The sequence below is a fragment of the Nocardia sp. NBC_01377 genome, from assembly GCF_045040005.1.
Classification (GTDB): Bacteria; Actinomycetota; Actinomycetes; order Mycobacteriales; family Mycobacteriaceae; genus Nocardia; species Nocardia noduli.
In genome coordinates, this window is the sequence record NZ_CP109567.1 from 392,467 (window position 1) to 409,272 (window position 16,806).

A 16,806-nucleotide genomic window follows, 5' to 3' on the forward strand; every position below is an offset into this window, starting at 1 on the left:
AGCGACTCCGAGACCCTGGTCCTCGCTTCCGCGCGAGCAGTAGCGGGAGCGAAGCGCTCGTCGACCGGAGCGCTTCCGGTCTCCCGCCGGTGCGGACTCCGCAACAGGGTCGGTCGAACCGATCGACCGACGAGCCCTCGTGCCACAACAACCTGCGTCGCGATGGCCTTATCCCAGCGCTGCGGGCCCGCGGATCCTCGCCTGGCGCCAGCTGAATTCGAATGGAAGGAATCGACATTATGTCCGAACATGTGCTGTTGGACGAGACGATCCGTACCGAGGACGACGTCATTTTGCGTCGAATCCGAGCAGGCCGTGACTTGCCCGCCCACGACGTCACCGCCGGTGATCTCGGTGGCTGGGTGCAATCGCTGAACAACGTCGAGAACGACGGCTGGGTCAGCGCCGACGCCATGGTGTTCGGACGCGCCACAGTGGGCGAACGCGCCCACCTCACCATGTCGGCCCAGGCCAGCGGCCAGACCTACGTGGGAGGACACGCCATCATGACCGGCCAGTCCCGGGCTACAGGACTCGCTGTGGTGAGCGGCAATTCACAAATGCGGGACACCGCCGAGATCTCCGGCGGTGCGAGACTGTCCGGCTACGCCCAGATGTGCGGGAACGCCAAAGTCGGCGGAGACACGCTGGTGTCGGGCCGGGTGCACCTGAGCGACGGGGCAGAGCTACGAAAGATGCAAGATCTGCTGGTCGTCGGACCGCTCGGCAGCGCGAACACGGACCTCGTTCTGTATCGCACGACCATCGGCCACACCGTGCGGGTCGGATGCTGGCAGGGACAGATCGACGAGTTGGCAGCCGAAGTCGACCTCCGAGTCAAGTACTGGATTCGCACCAAAGCCACCAAGCAGGCATGGCGAACCGAGTACGCCATGATCGCGGAACTGTGCAGGGTCAGGGCCGCCACCTGGGAGGTGGACCGGTGACCGGCACTCCGGACGCGCAGCCGCACAACATGAATACGCCCCTGGTCCTTACTTGGTGGACGATCGGCGTCTACGAATGCGAGGACTCGAGCGCGCTCGATGCCATCCTGGCGGGCAACGTCGACGGACGCTACACCGTCTGGGATATCGATGAAGACGATCGCCTCCTCCACATCGGCCCTGACGCCGCGTTCCGGTCGTCCCAAGACCTCGAGCGCCTCGAGGCGAACGCGCGCCAGGCGATGCCACGATTGCCCGGTGCGAGGTTCGTCGAAGTCCTGAACGTGACCCGGACCCACGACAACCACGTCATCGACCTCGCCGGAGTGAATGCCTCACGCGGTCAGACTGGTTCAGTGGGCACAGTCGGCAACGAGCACCCCTGACTGTTCACGTCACTACCCACTGCACGTCACCGGGCAATGCCAGTTCTTGACCGGGAGCATGCCGGAAGCACATTTCGACACCTCGCCCCGGACGGATCGAACCGCATCCGCACGTGATGCCGCGACCATCACGGCGCGTGGTCAGTGTCGAAACCTGGGGCATCCGACCGGATAGCTCACTCGTTTCCGTCCGACGCCACTATGACGGCGTGCGGAACCATCTCTACAGCCGCGCCGCGGACCTCCACCGAGAACTCTCCTGACAATCGCAGGCGAGAAGATTCGATCCGGACGACCACGCGGCCTCGATCGGCGCCCTCGGCTGCGATCCCCGCCGCAGCCGAGAACATTCGATTTCTCTGCACCGCAGTCACATTCACCAAACCAGGAGGGGCCGTGCCCAACGACGTACAGCACACACCGACCGCCACCCAGGATCAACCCGACGTGCGTGGCTGCTCGTGCGGGATGGCCGACTATGGCGCCCCGGGACACGACGGCGACCCGAACGCCATGCCCGCGCGCCAACACTACGTCGTGGTCGAGCGAGTCGAAACCATCCGATACGACCTCCTCGCGCACTCCACCGACGACAGCGAGCAGCGCTACCTCACCGACGGTGACGAAACCGGCAGCAAAACAATATCGATGACCGTGATCAAGACCGGCCTCGCTTGATCGACACGACCCCTGATGTCCGCTGCGGAAATCCGCACAGCGGCGCGGGAACGGTCAAATCTCCCTTTCACGACGCGCAACGTCGACTTCACGATCGGAGCAATACCCATGGGTATGGTCTGCCCTGTCGAATGCCTCATGGAATTGGTGCCTGACGAACCGCGGTGGCACCAAGACCATCCCGCCGAGTCGCGATGGTTCTACGACGGGCCAGGTGGGCACGACGGCATCCTCATTCGCGACGAAACCGGCATCTATCGCGCCATGATCACCACTAACTCCGATTCCACCGACGAGCCGGAGCAATTCGCCCTCGGAGATCGTCGCGAGCACGCCAAGCTGGCAGTCGAAGCGATCGCGGCGATCGCCGCCGGTACCGACCATGGCCGAACGCTGGCGTGGATCGCCGAGGGCCCCGCCCCCTCGATGAAGGCCATCGAAACCTACGGCTACGAAGGCCCCTTCGGTTTCTCCGCACTCGTCACCGTCAGCGCCGTCGACGAGCAGGTGCGTTTGACCGTGATCGGCACCGTGAAATCGATCCGCCACGACGACGTCATGCCGTCCCTCGAGGACGCCAAACAGACAGCGCTCAGCGATATCCGGACCCAGATCTGTTCTGACCTGCAACTCGACATCCGACACAGCGACGCCGAATCCCCACTGAGGCCCCACTGCCGGCACAGAACCGTCGGATGTTCACTAGCGCCGCCGCCCATTCACCCCGGCCCGCCCACCGCCCAGGACAACCAACCAGAACCCCGGCGTGCCAACCGGCCCACGCCATCAATCGATTGGCCGTAGTCATACCAGCGAACAGCGAAAGCACTCGCTCGGCGCAGCTCGGCGAGGTCGCTTCCCGCTCTCGCGCGAGCCACCGACGCCAGCGTCGCGGTTGGCCATGACAGCCAGCAACACCGGATCTCGGTGGATTGCCCTCGACGGTGGTTCGCCAGATCGCAGGCTCGCGGGCACGCTCGGAACTCGAACCCTGTTACCGCGCTACCACTTCGGCCACCACTCCCAGAAGGGTGATCCGATCACCGCACCGCTCTCACATCACCGGGCCGCCGGGGTGACCGCATTCGCCAACGCCCCGGCCGTGGCCGACCACGTGCCGCAGACTGGCCCGCCAACAGTGCCGCCCGAAATCCCGCCGACGATACGGCTACGGCTAATCAGAACGGGATCCCGTACGGCAGGCAGCAGGCGCGCTCAGTCCGGAAGGTGCTCGAAACCGATTCCGGCCTGCGGAGGCAGGACCGGCCAGGACGTCACCGGCACCGGATCGCGGTCGTGATCGTCGGTCACCGCCAGCAGTTCTTCATCGAGCCGCAGCGGCATCGCGAAGAACTTCAACCCGAACGCAACCGGCAGTTCCGTGGTGGAGATGTCCACGATGCGCCGGGTTGTCTGGATGTGTAGTGCCTCGAGCGTGGGCTCGAATTGGGCCAGCACGAATTCCGGTAGTCCGTCGCAGCGACTGTGCGCGTAATGGATTCGCTCGCCCGGATACAGTTTCGGACCACCGAATCCCCACGTGTCCTGCACACCGGGGCCGCTGATGCGGACACGCGTCATCAGCGTTTCGGCGCCGGCGATCTGGTTGCCGATGCCGGTGGGCGCGTCACTCGCCCAGATCTGCCAGCGCAAGGTCCCGTCGGTGTCGGTGTCGCTGACCGGCACATAGCTGTCGTCCACGCCCGCGCCTTCCTTGTGCTTCGTTTCTCAGCGTTTGATGTCCGCGCACGGCACCCCGCTGCCGGGGATCCATTCCGCGCACGCCGTCGAGCCAGCAGCGAACGCGCCCGTCGGTCCCTGGGTATCGTAATAAACTCCCGGTTTGCCCGTATCGGCAACACTCGGCGCTATGTCGTAGTGATACATCGACCGTGGTGTTCCCGCACCGGCCGGAGTCCACAAGAAATGCGCGTGCTTGGGACCTTCGCTTCCGTTGCTGTAATAAGTCGTCGAGAATCGATCCACGAACACCCCGTCTCCCTCGAGCTTGATGCACGCCTGACGGTCGCATCGCTCGGCACTGGCCGCCTCGAAGTGCGGTGTATCGCCGCGCAGTTCGATCCCCGGAAGCGCGTCCGGATGCGCCCGTAGATATTCGACCGACACCCAGACCAGGCTGCCCGACCGCACGATTCCCGGCCCCGGCTCCGCCGCGGCCCACCCGCCCGGCGCCGACGCCATCACGGCGGCCAGCGCTGTGATCATCCATCCCCTGCTGCGCATACCCATGACGCGCCTCCCTCCTGCCCCACCAGGATAGAACCCCTCACGCCCGAAACGGGCTGCGAATCGTTGTGCTACGCAACAGCACTCACACGCCACGGGTCGAACGCCGCGCCGGAATCATCCCATCCCGGACCTGAGTCAGACCCTCCGGCGAACCGCAGACCGAGACGACTCGGCTGGTTCCACCGTGACGTCGCGGAAGCCCACGACCCAGCTACACCCAGGGACACCCCTGTCCCAGATCGGACCACCGTGACGACAGACCATCTCGGAGATCGTTCCCCTCAGCCGCAATCCCGCGACCTCGCAATTCCTACGCAACCGTCAGCGCCGCGCTCCATCCGCCCACACGAGCCTGTTTCGGTTGCCCTCCCCCGAGCAGACCAGCGATCCGAGGGCAATCGCGTCTATCCGATCCGCTACGCCTACCAGTGGACCGACACCAGCACCGGCACCCGGCGCACCGTCATGGCCACCAGCCGCGACGACGCCTACGAATCCGCTGCCGGGATCCGCCGGACCCAGCGCCGCCGCCACCGTCTCCCCGACGCGGTGGTCGTGTCCGGTCTCGGCGACGGGCGGTGGCTGCCCGACGACATCACCCCGGCGACACCCACCGGGATCGACACCGTCACCGACGTCGATATCGCCGCCGAGATCTGCCGACAGATCCTGTCCGACATCGCCGACGGCGCCCTGCCCGCCGATGTCGCCTGCTTCGCCGACCTGCACAGCTACTGCGACGCGAATATGTACGCCGACGAGCACATCACCGCCCGCGAAGAACTCTCCGACGACGAGTTCATCGACTTCATTCCCGGAGTGCAGCAGGTAGTCACAGGCTGGCTGCAAGCAGGCCGCTCACCGACCTTCGCGGTCACAGAGCCGATCGGGCCGGTGATCGTCCAACTCCACACCCCCGCAACCTTTTCCGACGTGACAACGCTCGAACTTCCTGCCGCCTTCACGGCACTCCCTCTGCCGCCGTCGCGACCTCACGCGCTCACCACCAGCGCCGACCCGCCGGAACGCCACTGAACACCGATACGACCCGAGGAGGCCGCTGTGCCCGCCAACAGATTCCAGATCGGTCACCGGGTAACCATCGATCGCCAGGGCACCGTGTTCGGCGGGCAGGGAACCCTCGACGGTGTCGTGATCTGGATCGATAGCGACCTCATCGGCGTGGACTGCGGACCCAACGACGACGAATTCTGGAAAGAATCCCACGGCCGCGAAGGTTACGGAGTCCTCGACAAATGGATCCTGGAGACCCGCCGCCCGACGAACGCCTCCCGTGAACTGGCACAGGACCTGCGCACCAGGTGCGGCCTCTGAGACCTCCTGATGTCGCTCCCCACATGGACCGAACGCACCCCTGTGCCCGGGCCGAGAACACCGCTGCGCGAACACCCTGGGCCGAGACCGGCGCGCGCGACGACCGCCATACCCCATTCCCCTGACGACAGGATCCACCGTGCACACGACCGCACCGGCCGAATCAACCCTCACTGCATCCCAGGTCCGATTCTCGGTCCTCCGGGCGCATCAGCGCGCCGAAGGCTTTGTCTTGGGATTCCAGTACGCCCACGGCACCAACTGGTTCGATACCAAGCTCGCCTCCGACTTCGCCGTCGAATACGCGTTGGGCGTGGCCGAGTTCTTGGCCGAGCAGCGCACGATCCTGCCTCCGATCCCGGAAGCATGGTCGGCGTGGCGCGCCGGCAACGACATCGCCGAGCCCCCACCGGCGCTGTCGCCGCAGTCGCCCGCCAACCAGATACCCGACGACGACCAGTACGCCCACGCTGTTGAGGAACCTATCGCGGAGTTGATCGGTTTCGAGGCCTTCGGCTACGCGACGGGCTGGTGTGACGCATCAGGACTGGGCTCGTCGGCCGCGAACGACTTCGGTTGCGCGGTCACGGTCCTGGTCGCCGCCCACATGACTCGACTCGACATGGCCGAAGCCTGGCGCAACTGGCGTACCGGCCGACCCATCGCCGTACCTCCTCGTGGCGGGGACGTCGCGCGGTCAACCGAATCGAAAGACAACGGCACATGACCATATTCCTCTGCGACGCCGTACCCCGCCGCGACCGCGGCAAGGACCGCGCGAGTCCGGGGCGCCGCACAGACCCCCGCGACGGGTCACGGACACGGCCTCACCATCAGCGCGCTGCACCGCACCCACCGCAGCGCCGCTCCCCGCGGCCGCCGCCTCCACGACCACCCCGGACATCCACGGCCCGGCACCTCTCGACGGCAACCGACACGACCGGCCACCGAAACGAGCAACCATCATGACCGAAAACCATTCCACCCGTGACGGTTCAGCCGAGGACACCGGTCACGGCGTCCTCATCGAACGCACGGTCACGGTATGGATACCTACCGAGGAACTGTGGCAGGACCTCGAACGCACGGCCGGACGGCCGGGAAACAGGTTCGGCCGATTCAAACAGGGAGGGGAACTGTGCCCGAGCGACTTCGACGCCGATCAATGTGACTTGGATGCCGCGATCAATTGGGCGCGTGCGCACGGCATCCCGTACACCGACGAGCGCGCCGTCCATCACAGCGGCACGATCGGATTCGTCGACCACCTCACCGACCAGCTCCGCCTGAACACCACACAATCCCCACCGGCACCGCCCGGCGTGCCTGCCTCCGCCCGGTTGCAGGCGTTCGAACGCGCTGTTCGGGAGCATTTGAAGCACCCACCCACCGAATGGACCGTCGAACGCGCCGACACCCGCCGATGGAGGGTGGTCAATCACCGCGGCTCGACGATCACCACCAGGACCACGAAGAAGGCCGCACAAGAAGCAATCGACGACAGCGCCGAACGCCGCGGCTTCGAGGAAAAATGTGCGTGGTACCGCGGCGAGAGCACCGACCCCCGCAATCGCGCGCTGACCGCCGAGGAGAAAGCCATCGTCGCCACGGTCCTGGCCGAACTCGACATCTCCGAACAGGTGAACAGCCATCAGATCGCGCCCGGACCCGAACCCCGCACGCACTCGGGTCACAACACCTGATCGGCCGCATCCCATCGCCGGTCTCGCTGCCGTGCCGACGACATTCGACCGGGAGGGTCGGCACCGAGCAGTCGGTGCCGACCCCCGGGGGACAGCCGCCGCAGCCTTGGAGAGGTGCCAACCGGCCCCGGTCACGGCACACTCGCAAGAGACCGACACCGCGACCCGGACGGGCCGACGACAGCACCAACATCACAGGAGACCTCGATGACCGAACCACTTCCCATCAGCGAAGAATTCCCCGATTTGTTCGACGGCGTTCCGGAGCAGGAACAGGAGGCAGTCGTCCAGGTCTTGGCGTCCCATCGCCTCGACGGGATGACGTTGACCCGCGAGATCGTCGCCGAGGCCATCGGCTACGCCACCGGCGAGCTCAGCGAAGCCGAATACGATCAGCGGGTCGCGGACCGGGCGGCCACCGAGCGTGGATGACCCTCGCGCGCCCAGCGAGGAACTCGAGGAGGCGCGCTGGCAGGCCTACCTGTGGCCGTCACAGACCGGCGCGCCGATGCTGATCAACCTCTACGGGCTGCGTGATGAATCCGCACTACGGGCACGCGAATACGCCGACACCACCAAACGCGCCCTGGACCTACAACTGCGCCGCAAACACATCCCCCGCACCGGTGACCTGACCGAGTGGCAGGCCATCCACGCGTACCTGTTCGCCGACACCTACCCCTGGGCGGGACAGTTACGAACCGTGGGAATGGTCAAGCGGGACAAGGACTTCCTGCGTCCCGAAGACTTCGACCTCTACATTCCGGCAGTGTTCGATCACGCGCGAACGATAGACTGGTCGAGCCTGGACCGCGAGCAGTTCATCGATGACGCCTCATGGCTTTTCATGCACCTGAACTGGATCCACCCGTTCCGGGAGGGAAACGGGCGCGCGACTCGTCTGTTCCTCGACCGGCTCACCGCGGACGCGCGATGGCGTTTGGACTACGCCCGCATCCACACCAGAACCCTAGTAAACGCGCTGTATGACTCTTGCCCGATCGAATACAACCCGCCGCGAGATCCGGGTCTGCTGCGTCTCGCGGTCGCCTCCATCACCAGTATTCGCGACAGCACCGCGATCAGGGGCCTGCAACTCCCCGGCCCGGCACGCATGCACAACCGCGCCGGTTCGATGCCCGGACTCCGTACCGCGGGTGGCGCCGATATCGGCGCCACGATCCGAGACGCCCGGATCAACGATGCTGCGCCCACCACAGCGCCGACCACCGATCCGCCGACACCGGCCGATCCGAGCACCACTCCTGTCCTGGAGGACGGGCCCGGCCCCGACCAGTGACCGGACCCAAGCCGGACAACCGAGCCCGGCAAGATCCTGGCGGACGACTCTCGAAGACCACGGCCGAGCACGCCACGCAGACAACAGTCCTGGAAGTTCCATGACCGCTCGCTCGAAAGCGCATGAGCCGAACAAGTAAATCGCCCTCCCGTGCATCGTGGCCGACGGCCACCGCTACCTCCCAAACCGTGTACGACACGTCTGTGTCCCCTCGTGTTCGACATCGGTGAACAACGCTGCTCACACGAGGCGGCGCGAAGGCCTCGGACAGACCCGAATCGACACCCGGAACAGCAACGATCACATGCCTCTCTACCTTCCTGCGCCCGAACCCGACCCACGCGGCCCTGATGGACTGGGCTGGAACCGGCTGAGCCTGGCCGCCCACTACAGCACCCCTCCAGCGCAATGTGCTCTACGCCCACGTCGCTACCCCGCGTTGTACGACACGAGGCGCGACACCCGCCTGGCCCAGTGGGGTCCCTACAACCGATGCATCCGGCCACGTCGATGGGGGCAACTCACCGGCCCGGATTGCCGGAGCTGCCCAATCCTCACCGCGTCACCGACCACTCTCGACACCGACGCCGACCGGGTACTGGTCCACGTCACCACCCGCACGATCGGGCAACTGTGGGCCACCGAATCCATCGACACCCCACATCTCGATCACGATCCGGCCACCGGGCGCCACACCCACTCCACCGCATGGGCCTGGGAGGAACTCGTACGTTTGCACGGCTGGGCCATCGGCCGCGCCGACCACCGTGTCGGCTTCTGGCTCGAACGCCGCACCGGCCCCCGACACTGACGACGCCCGCGCTGCGGCGGCTTCCACGACGCCGACCCACCGGACTCCGGACCGCGTGATCGTGCCTTGGCACGACGCTCGCGGCAGATCCGGGGTGGCAGTGCAAGAGACGCGGCCCGGACCGCCTCCGCGCGAACGCGCACGCCTCGACCACACCCGATCTCGACCAGGCCAACCCTGTTGCGCGCCGACGAGCGTTCGCCTTCCCGGTTCGGCGCTTATGTCGCAGCCGTGTCATCCGCCACGGCTCGCTGCGCAGCCATGCCGGTCCGGTGAACTCCACGAGCACCGGCGTCGGCGGACTCTCCCCCGACCAATCCCACCCAGATCCCGAAACCGACTATCAGAAGGACCATTACAGATGGAAGAACACAGCACCGATCCCCGCGCCATCCCCATCTGCGAGGCCGACCCGCCCGCAGGTCACACTCTGCGCGGGCCGGAGGGTCCGCCGCCGGTCGATTTCGACCACACCAGGACTTGGCTGAAGAAGCTGCTCAGGGCTGCCGACCAAATCGGCTCGGCCGCACTGACCCCGGAACAGCTGGCAGAGATCGACGCGCATCTAGCCTTCGCGGCGTGGAACCAGCCCCGATTCGAGAGCGCGATCGGAATCCTCGAGGCAATCCTCGAGGCAGTGAGTGGCGCTGCCGCCGCACGATCGCCGCTGATGTTCGCCGATCTGACGCCGGTGCTCGACACGACCCTCGCCGAATTGTCCGGAAACACAGTGCTGTCGGTCGCGGGCCTGAACAGGATGCTACCCGGCCCACTCAGTCCGACCGAGGTCGATCAATTCCGCGAACAGCTCCCGAATTCGAGTGTCCGTGACGCAGTCCGCGAGACCGTGTTCGCGAACACCGAGGCTCGACGAGAGGTCCTCGCCGCGGCGATGCCGTCGCTGGCTCCGCCCCCAGCCTGGCCGGAGCCTTGAGCGAATGGCCCTCGCTCACCGCAATTCCCACCGGCACGATCAGCTCCGCTCTCTCGGCACTGTCACAGTTCTGTGGCCTGCGGATCGTCCGTTTTCGCGACCTCGACACCACCTTCCTGGCTTTCGAAGACCCCGAGACGGGTCGCTTCTACGAGGTCGGACACGGTTTGAGTCGGTGGCTCGACGGTCAGAAGAAATCCCCGGGCTCGCCCTCAAGTTGGGTAGGCGACCCTCTCCACGAACTGCGCCCCGGCGACTTCAACGAGACCAGCCCACACGACTACACCCGACACGACACCGCCGAACCGGCGGGCGCCTGATGACCAACGCCCGCCCCCGACCGACCACCACGAACACCGGCAGGACCATGACCACCGAAAACGGAATCCGCTCCGCCCACACCCGAGCAGGCAGCGATAAGACCCAACCTCCACACTCTCGCTCGCGTCCGACGTCGGTGGGTATCGGTACCGTCACCCCCGTGGAAACTGGGGAACACATCCGAGAGCTCGCTGACCGCATCGTGGCGCTGCACGAGGCCTACTACCAGGGCTCGCCGCTGGTCGCCGACGCCGAGTACGACCTGATCGAGGACGAGCTGCGCGGCCTGATCGCGGCGCACCCCGAGCTCACGCCGGACCCGAACCCGCTCGAGCAGGTCGGCGCGCCCGCGGTGCTGCACGCCCCGATCCGGCACTCGCGGCCGATGCTGTCGCTGGAGAAGTCGACAACGCCCGAGCAGGTGGCGGCGTTCTTCGACCGTTTCCCCGGCCAGCCGGTGGTGGTGATGCCCAAACTCGACGGCCTGTCGCTGGCGCTGGTCTACGAGGAAGGCCGCTTGGCGCGCGCGATCACCCGAGGCGACGGCACCACCGGCGACGACGTGACGAAGCTCGTCCGCGCGTTGGTCGACGGCGTCCCGCAACGGATCTCCGTCGCCGGACGGGTCGAAGTGCGCGGCGAGGCGGTCATGCTGCGCTCCACCTTCCTCGCCTACAACACCGCACATCCGGACAAACCCCTGATCAATCCCCGCAATGCCGCCGCGGGCACGCTCCGCGCGAAAGATCCCGCCACGGTCGCCGAACGCCGCCTGCAATTCTTCGGCTTCGACCTCGATACCTCCGACGGCGGCGCCGCGCGCGATCTCGGAGACGGGCTCGCCGCCCTCGGAGTCGCGGGCGCGCAGATGCAGATCTGCGCCGACGCCGAACAGGCCCAAGCGGCGATCACCGCGATCGAACAGGGCCGCAACGATCTCGACTACGACCTCGACGGCGCGGTACTGAGACTGGCCGACCGTGACGCCTACGCGGCGGCCGGGACCCGGTCGAACTCGCCGCGTGGCGCGCTGGCGTTCAAATTCGCCGCCGAGGAGAAAACCACGCTGCTGCGCGAGGTGATCTGGGATGTCGGCAAGACCGGCAAGATCGTGCCGGTCGCGTGGCTCGAGCCGGTGTTCGTCGGTGGCACGACCGTCACCAAGGCGACGCTGGCCAACCAGGAGGTGATCCGCGCCCGCGATATCAAGGTCGCTGACACCGTCCTGGTACGTCGCGCCGGTGATGTGATCCCGTTCGTGGCGGGCGTACTCGACGCCTCCCAACGCACCGGCGAGGAAGTCGAGATCGTGCCGCCCACCGCCTGCCCCTCGTGCGCGCAGCCGGTGACCGAACAGGGCAACAGCCGAGAACTTTTCTGCACCAATGTCTCCTGTCCCGCGCAGACGGTCCGCAGACTCATCCACTGGGCCTCGCGCGCGGCGGCCGACATCGACGCCATCGGCGGAGTGTGGATCGAACGCCTCGCCGAGGCGGGCATCCTGGAACACCCGTCGGACTTCTACACCCTCACCAAGGAACGCCTGCTCGAATTCGACCGCGTCGGCGAAGTCTCGGCCGCGCGGATGATCGACTCGATCGACGCCAGCCGCCAGGTCGGTCTGCGCCGTGCGCTGATCGGGCTGGCGATCCCGATGGCCTCCGACGGCACCGCCGCCCGGCTGGCCCGGGCGGGATTCGGCTCGCTGGAGGAGGTCGCCGACGCGGGTGAGGAACGACTCGTCGCGGTGGAAGACATAGGACCGAAGGTCGCTGCCTCGCTGGTCGCGCACCTCACGCGCCTGCGCCCGGAACTGGAACGGCTGCGCGAGCGGGGTGTCAGTCTCGACGTCCGCGCGGAGGACCTACCGCCCGTCGTCGCGGCAGGTGCGCCCCTGGCGGGCAAGACGGTGGTGATCACCGGCGCGCTCAGTGACCCGCGCTCCGGAGAGAAGGTGGCTCGCCCGACGTTCCAGCGTCTGTGCGAGAAGGCGGGTGCGACGGCGGCGTCGTCGGTGTCGGCGAATACCGACATGCTCATCACCGGCGCCGGGGTCGGGGAGAGCAAACTGACCAAGGCGGAGAAACTCGGCGTCGAGGTCGTCGATCAGGGCCAAATCTGGAATGCGCTCATTGCCGCCAAGGTCGTCTAACACTCGACCAAGTCGAGTGTGTGATTCTCATCGACAGTTGGCCAGCGGCCCGCTGATCAGCCCGACTTACTGAGGTTGTCGGTCCTGTGAACCGGCGACCTCAGTAAGTCCAGTTCGTGCCCGTTCCCCTGTACTGCTCGATCGAAATCGGCTCTGTCCCGGCCTTCATGTGGTCGAGGTAGAGCTTTCCGTGCAGGTGGTCGATTTCGTGTGCGACCAGACGAGCGACTCCGCGGTCGAACACAGTGATTCGGGTGTTGCCGTCGATATCGGTGTGCTCGACATGGATCGTCAACGGGCGCGGCACTCGTCCGCGCAGGTCGAAGAAGCTCAAACATCCTTCGTATTGTTCGTCTTCGCCGCCGCCGGTCTCCACGATGCGCGGGTTGAACAGGGTGATCACGTCCCCGGTGGGGGTACGGACGATCGCCGCGGCTCTGCCGATACCTATCTGTGGTGCGGCGATGCCCATGCCTTTGCCGAACACGTGGGCTCGGGCGACACGTCGGGCGGCGGCGTCGAGTTCGGCGATGACGCGGCGGGCCTCTTCGGCTTCGGCAGGTAGAGCGAACGGGCGCGCGACCTGGCGCAGGATCTCGTCACCTTCCTGCGCGATCCCCAGACCGGCCATGACTTTGCTCGGCGGGGTTCGCTCGTCGTCGCCGCGCCCACGGAAGTCCCATTCGAGGCGGTAGCGTGCGTGCAGAGGTGGATTGTCGGTGGACCAGGAATAGATATGTCGTCCCTGGTCGGCCTGGTGGGAGATGGGCGTACGGAACGGTTGCCCTTCGGCGGTCATCGAGGTCTGTAGTCCCCACACCGAGGGTTCGAGCGTGGCGGGGAAATCCAATCGGACCGAGAGACGATTGGTAGGCAGACGGACCGCGCGCTGAAACCAGTTGCCCCAGTGAGCGGCCGAGACGGTGTACTCGTAGTCGATCCAGCAGGCACGGCCGGGGTAGAGCGGGAAGCGGCGTCCGCTGTCAGGTTCGCTGAACACCAACCAGACTTCTTTGAACGCGTCGCGGTCATGGTGGGCCGTCCACGCCATCGGCTCGGAGCGGTCCTCGCCGTACCAGGCGTGCAGGTCGATTTCCTCCCAGGTCAGTGGGTGTTCCTGGTAGAGCTGGTTGGATCGTTCCGGGTCGCCGGGGTAGCGGTCCACCGAGATCCTGATCAGATACCGGGTGATCGGTTCGGGGCCTTCGTTGATCAGACGTCGGCGCTGACGCAGCCGGTAGGTGTGCCCGTCGAAGGACAGCGTCGCGTCGTCGTGGCCGACCACGAGTGACCCTGTTGCCTCGTTCGGTTCGACCACGACAGGCAGACGAACGGAAGCGGTTCGGGCAGCATCGAATTCGGTGAACGCCGCCCGCAGGGCACCGCCGGCCTGCAATGCCGATTCGGCGCAGGCGGCGAATCCCCGGGAGGGATTCTCGGTGCCTGATTCGATCTTGGAAACGTAGGGGCGGCTATAGCCCAGTTTGGCCGCCAACGCTTTGCGCGACAACCCACGAACGTCGCGCCAGCGGCGCAACTCGAGCGCGAAGACATTTACCTGGGCCCCCACGGGATCGTTGGGAGGCGAGGCGTCGGCCGGGGTCACTGTCGGGCGCTCCTGTTCGCGGGGGTGTGCGTGTGCGTGAGTACTCCGTGAGTATGCGCCCACTCTGCCGAAACACCCTGCATCCGTGGGGAAATTGAACATTCGCCGATCCAGTAGCCACGCCGTGTCGATCGTAGTCGCGGCACATCTCGGTGTCGGCACAACCAGACAGGTGCGCCCTCATGGCACAACATTCCCGCTCACTTCAAACCTCGCCCTATCTGACGCGGGTCCGCCCGGGCATCGCATCGCCGGTGATGTACTTGACCGACACATTCGGGCCGACCTACCCCCGAGGCGATCCCCCTTGCGCCGAAACGGTTTTCGGGATCGTCGGTCTGGATCGTCGGATCGTGTGGCAGAGCGACCCTGTCGTGTTGGAGCTGCTTGTCGAGGCCGCGCCGCGACCGCGAGACGCCAGGGCGCTGACACATCGGTTCGGTCAGGCACGGGTTTCGGACCTGGTCCGCCGCGGTTGGCTCGAGGTTCCCCAGGATCTGTGTCGGGACTACCGGTTGGTGTCCGGGGAGATCGAGGTGACCGCGCACTGCAACTGGGGGTGTCGGTTCTGCCCGGTCGCTACCGACCCGAAGCCCCACCGGACGATGGATATGCCGCTGTTCGGTGAGATCGTCGCCAAACTCGCCGCTCACGGCACCATCGACTACGTCACTTTCCAGTTCTTCAACGAACCCACGCTGGATCGACACTTCACCGACCGCCTGACGGTCCTGGCCGACCACGGCCTCGAGCTAGCGCTCTACACCAACGCCTCGGCGCTGACTCCCACCAAGATCGCGGCACTGCGCGACCGTGGAGTGCTGCGGCACCTGATCGTCAATCTGCCCAGCGTGGACCCCGAGCAATTCGCGGCCTTGACCGGTTCACGCAGTTACGAAGCCACCACCGCAAATCTGCGGACCGCGATCGACGCCGGGTTCCGGGTGCAGATCGTGGTCAACGGGCTCGGCGAACAGCTCACACACAACCTCGCCCAGATACAGCGCCGCTACCTGCCTCTCGGTGTCGAGGTCACCGCCTCGGCCACCTGCGACCGCGCCGGTGAGATCGGCGGCGAGTACTTCCAGAACATGCACACCCGGGGAAGGCTCACCGGCTGCGGCTGGCCGGTCCACCACGCCAACATCAGCGTCACCGGCGAGCTGTTCCTGTGCTGCAACGACTACTACCAGCGCGAACGCTTCGGCAATATCGGCGACGGTTCGATTCACGACCTCATGAGCAGTGAAGCCGCGGTGTTGTTGCGGCAGAAAGTGTTCGGCGTCGCCGAATCCGCCACCGACTTCGTGTGTCGGCGCTGCCACAACCAAGCGCTGGACTACCCCGGCCGTGAATTCCGGCCGATCGCCACATTCGAACGAGAGGACCTGTCATGACGACCCGCCCGGTCCGGATCTGGTATGTCGCGGCGCAACGACTGTGCAATTTCGGGTGTACCTACTGTGTGTCGACGGGTGAGTGGGCCAAAAGCGCCCGCGACGACTGGCGCGCGGACCATGACCGCGACACCTTCGCCGGTGTCGTCGACTGGATCGGCACCCGCCCGTTCCCTGTCGATGTTCGGCTCGGCACCCTCGGTGAACCTTTCACCTCACCGGTGTTCCTCGACCGGGCCGCCTGGCTCACCCGCCAGCCCGGGGTGCGGTTCGTGGAACTGCTGTCGAACGCGTCACTGCTGCAACGACGCCTGCCGACACTGGAACCGGCCGCCAACCTCGGCAAGCTCTCACTCTGGCTCACCTGGCACGCCGGGCAGATGCCGTTGGACAGGTTCATCGCCGCCGCCGCGTTCGCTCAGGACATCTACGGCTGCTTCGTCGTCGTGAACACCCTGCTGTTCGCCGACCACGACATCACCACGATCACCCAGGTCAGAGCCGCAGCGGAGCAGGCTGGGCTGCGATTCAACCTCGACCTGGGCTACGACCCGACAGTGCCGTCGGATCCCCGCACGACCACAGACGCGGCGGCCGCGGTACCTGTGCTGCGGGCCGACACCGACGTTCTCGGCACTGTCGCGGCCTGCGGTGGCGATCCCGAACTCACCAAGACCGCCTTGCTCGCACTGACCTCGCCTGCGCACCGGGCCTGCCGGGCAGGCGCGGACTACGTATTCCTCGACATCCACGGCGACCTCTACCGATGCTCGCGCTACGCCACCCTCGGGAAACACCGCTACGGCAACGTCCTCGATCCCGACTTCGAGCTCGAACTGCGCGAGAACCTCTGGGCCCCCTGCGAAGCCGCCTCCGGCTGCGCCAACAAGGAAGACTTCCTCAACCTGCGCATGGCCGAGCACCTTCGCCCTTCGGCCGTACCCAGCCTCGGCTGGACCGACGCCTGACCGACCCTTTCACCACCC

The 16,806-nt window shown here is 66.2% G+C and carries 19 protein-coding genes; 16 read left to right on the forward strand and 3 right to left on the reverse strand.

All coding sequences use genetic code 11. From position 1 onward, the window contains the following. Positions 1-239: 239 nt before the first annotated feature. From OG225_RS42205 to OG225_RS42220, 4 genes are all read left to right on the forward strand, one after another. Positions 240-947, forward strand: a complete 708-nt coding sequence (locus tag OG225_RS42205) for a hypothetical protein (RefSeq protein ID WP_331758017.1) — start codon at positions 240-242, stop codon at positions 945-947. Further along, positions 944-1,333, forward strand: a complete 390-nt coding sequence (locus OG225_RS42210; RefSeq protein WP_331758019.1) for a hypothetical protein — start codon at positions 944-946, stop codon at positions 1,331-1,333. The genes OG225_RS42205 and OG225_RS42210 overlap by 4 nt, the downstream gene beginning before the upstream one ends. A gap of 396 nt (positions 1,334-1,729) precedes the next feature. Continuing rightward, positions 1,730-2,011 carry a hypothetical protein gene (locus tag OG225_RS42215; protein WP_331758020.1) on the forward strand — a complete coding sequence of 94 codons (282 nt, stop codon included), beginning with the start codon at positions 1,730-1,732 and terminating at the stop codon, positions 2,009-2,011. 147 nt (positions 2,012-2,158) lie between these two features. Continuing rightward, a complete protein-coding gene (locus OG225_RS42220) occupies positions 2,159-2,815 on the forward strand; it encodes a hypothetical protein (protein ID WP_331758021.1) in 657 nt (218 codons plus the stop codon). Between the two features lie 411 nt (positions 2,816-3,226). Here OG225_RS42220 and OG225_RS42225 read toward each other — a convergent pair whose 3' ends face one another. Together OG225_RS42225 and OG225_RS42230 are read right to left on the reverse strand one after the other, a co-directional pair. Then, positions 3,227-3,712, reverse strand: a complete 486-nt coding sequence (locus OG225_RS42225; protein WP_331758022.1) for a hypothetical protein — start codon at positions 3,710-3,712, stop codon at positions 3,227-3,229. 27 nt (positions 3,713-3,739) lie between these two features. Next, complete coding sequence (locus tag OG225_RS42230) at positions 3,740-4,261, reverse strand: hypothetical protein (protein ID WP_405183582.1); 522 nt, start codon at positions 4,259-4,261, stop codon at positions 3,740-3,742. 465 nt (positions 4,262-4,726) lie between these two features. On the opposite strand from OG225_RS42230, the gene OG225_RS42235 reads away from it, so the two are divergent. The 10 genes from OG225_RS42235 to ligA all read left to right on the forward strand — a co-directional run bounded on the left by OG225_RS42235 (position 4,727) and on the right by ligA (position 12,817). After that, positions 4,727-5,296 (forward strand): hypothetical protein, encoded by a 570-nt coding sequence (locus OG225_RS42235; RefSeq protein WP_405183583.1) that lies wholly within the window; start codon positions 4,727-4,729, stop codon positions 5,294-5,296. A gap of 27 nt (positions 5,297-5,323) precedes the next feature. Continuing rightward, complete coding sequence (locus OG225_RS42240; protein ID WP_331758025.1) at positions 5,324-5,596, forward strand: hypothetical protein; 273 nt, start codon at positions 5,324-5,326, stop codon at positions 5,594-5,596. Positions 5,597-5,828: 232 nt separating this feature from the next. Continuing rightward, positions 5,829-6,323 (forward strand): hypothetical protein, encoded by a 495-nt coding sequence (locus tag OG225_RS42245; RefSeq protein ID WP_405183584.1) that lies wholly within the window; start codon positions 5,829-5,831, stop codon positions 6,321-6,323. A gap of 238 nt (positions 6,324-6,561) precedes the next feature. Continuing rightward, on the forward strand, positions 6,562-7,299 hold the full coding sequence (locus OG225_RS42250; protein WP_331758027.1) for a hypothetical protein: 738 nt from the start codon (positions 6,562-6,564) through the stop codon (positions 7,297-7,299). Positions 7,300-7,506: 207 nt separating this feature from the next. Then, positions 7,507-7,731 carry a hypothetical protein gene (locus tag OG225_RS42255; protein WP_331758028.1) on the forward strand — a complete coding sequence of 75 codons (225 nt, stop codon included), beginning with the start codon at positions 7,507-7,509 and terminating at the stop codon, positions 7,729-7,731. Continuing rightward, a complete protein-coding gene (locus OG225_RS42260) occupies positions 7,724-8,599 on the forward strand; it encodes a Fic family protein (RefSeq protein ID WP_331758029.1) in 876 nt (291 codons plus the stop codon). The genes OG225_RS42255 and OG225_RS42260 overlap by 8 nt, the downstream gene beginning before the upstream one ends. Before the next feature lie 304 nt (positions 8,600-8,903). Then, positions 8,904-9,410, forward strand: a complete 507-nt coding sequence (locus OG225_RS42265; protein WP_405183585.1) for a hypothetical protein — start codon at positions 8,904-8,906, stop codon at positions 9,408-9,410. A gap of 361 nt (positions 9,411-9,771) precedes the next feature. Further along, positions 9,772-10,344: a hypothetical protein gene (locus OG225_RS42270; RefSeq protein WP_331758031.1), complete on the forward strand. Its 573-nt coding sequence runs from the start codon at positions 9,772-9,774 to the stop codon at positions 10,342-10,344. Continuing rightward, positions 10,341-10,664: a hypothetical protein gene (locus OG225_RS42275; RefSeq protein ID WP_331758032.1), complete on the forward strand. Its 324-nt coding sequence runs from the start codon at positions 10,341-10,343 to the stop codon at positions 10,662-10,664. Before OG225_RS42270 ends, OG225_RS42275 begins: the two co-directional genes overlap by 4 nt. A 161-nt stretch (positions 10,665-10,825) precedes the next feature. After that, complete coding sequence (gene ligA / locus OG225_RS42280; RefSeq protein WP_331758841.1) at positions 10,826-12,817, forward strand: NAD-dependent DNA ligase LigA; 1,992 nt, start codon at positions 10,826-10,828, stop codon at positions 12,815-12,817. 100 nt (positions 12,818-12,917) lie between these two features. On the opposite strand, the gene OG225_RS42285 is transcribed toward ligA, so the two are convergent. Then, positions 12,918-14,423, reverse strand: a complete 1,506-nt coding sequence (locus OG225_RS42285) for a peptide deformylase (protein WP_331758033.1) — start codon at positions 14,421-14,423, stop codon at positions 12,918-12,920. Between the two features lie 257 nt (positions 14,424-14,680). Between OG225_RS42285 and OG225_RS42290 the strand changes: the two genes are divergently transcribed. Further along, the gene (locus tag OG225_RS42290; RefSeq protein ID WP_405183677.1) at positions 14,681-15,820 is read left to right on the forward strand and encodes a radical SAM/SPASM domain-containing protein; all 1,140 of its coding nucleotides are present in this window, start codon (positions 14,681-14,683) and stop codon (positions 15,818-15,820) included. Next, positions 15,817-16,788, forward strand: coding sequence for a hypothetical protein (locus tag OG225_RS42295; RefSeq protein ID WP_331758035.1), 972 nt, complete (start codon positions 15,817-15,819; stop codon positions 16,786-16,788). Before OG225_RS42290 ends, OG225_RS42295 begins: the two co-directional genes overlap by 4 nt. Positions 16,789-16,806 lie beyond the last annotated feature (18 nt).

Coding starts and splice junctions, on each gene's coding strand:
- OG225_RS42270 (WP_331758031.1), top strand. CDS start 9,772: ATGGAAGAACACAGCACCGATCCCCGCGCCATCCCCATCTGCGAGGCC.
- OG225_RS42255 (WP_331758028.1), top strand. CDS start 7,507: ATGACCGAACCACTTCCCATCAGCGAAGAATTCCCCGATTTGTTCGAC.
- OG225_RS42290 (WP_405183677.1), top strand. CDS start 14,681: ATGTACTTGACCGACACATTCGGGCCGACCTACCCCCGAGGCGATCCC.
- OG225_RS42205 (WP_331758017.1), top strand. CDS start 240: ATGTCCGAACATGTGCTGTTGGACGAGACGATCCGTACCGAGGACGAC.
- OG225_RS42265 (WP_405183585.1), top strand. CDS start 8,904: ATGCCTCTCTACCTTCCTGCGCCCGAACCCGACCCACGCGGCCCTGAT.
- OG225_RS42295 (WP_331758035.1), top strand. CDS start 15,817: ATGACGACCCGCCCGGTCCGGATCTGGTATGTCGCGGCGCAACGACTG.
- OG225_RS42230 (WP_405183582.1), bottom strand. CDS start 4,261: ATGGGTATGCGCAGCAGGGGATGGATGATCACAGCGCTGGCCGCCGTG.
- OG225_RS42235 (WP_405183583.1), top strand. CDS start 4,727: ATGGCCACCAGCCGCGACGACGCCTACGAATCCGCTGCCGGGATCCGC.
- OG225_RS42250 (WP_331758027.1), top strand. CDS start 6,562: ATGACCGAAAACCATTCCACCCGTGACGGTTCAGCCGAGGACACCGGT.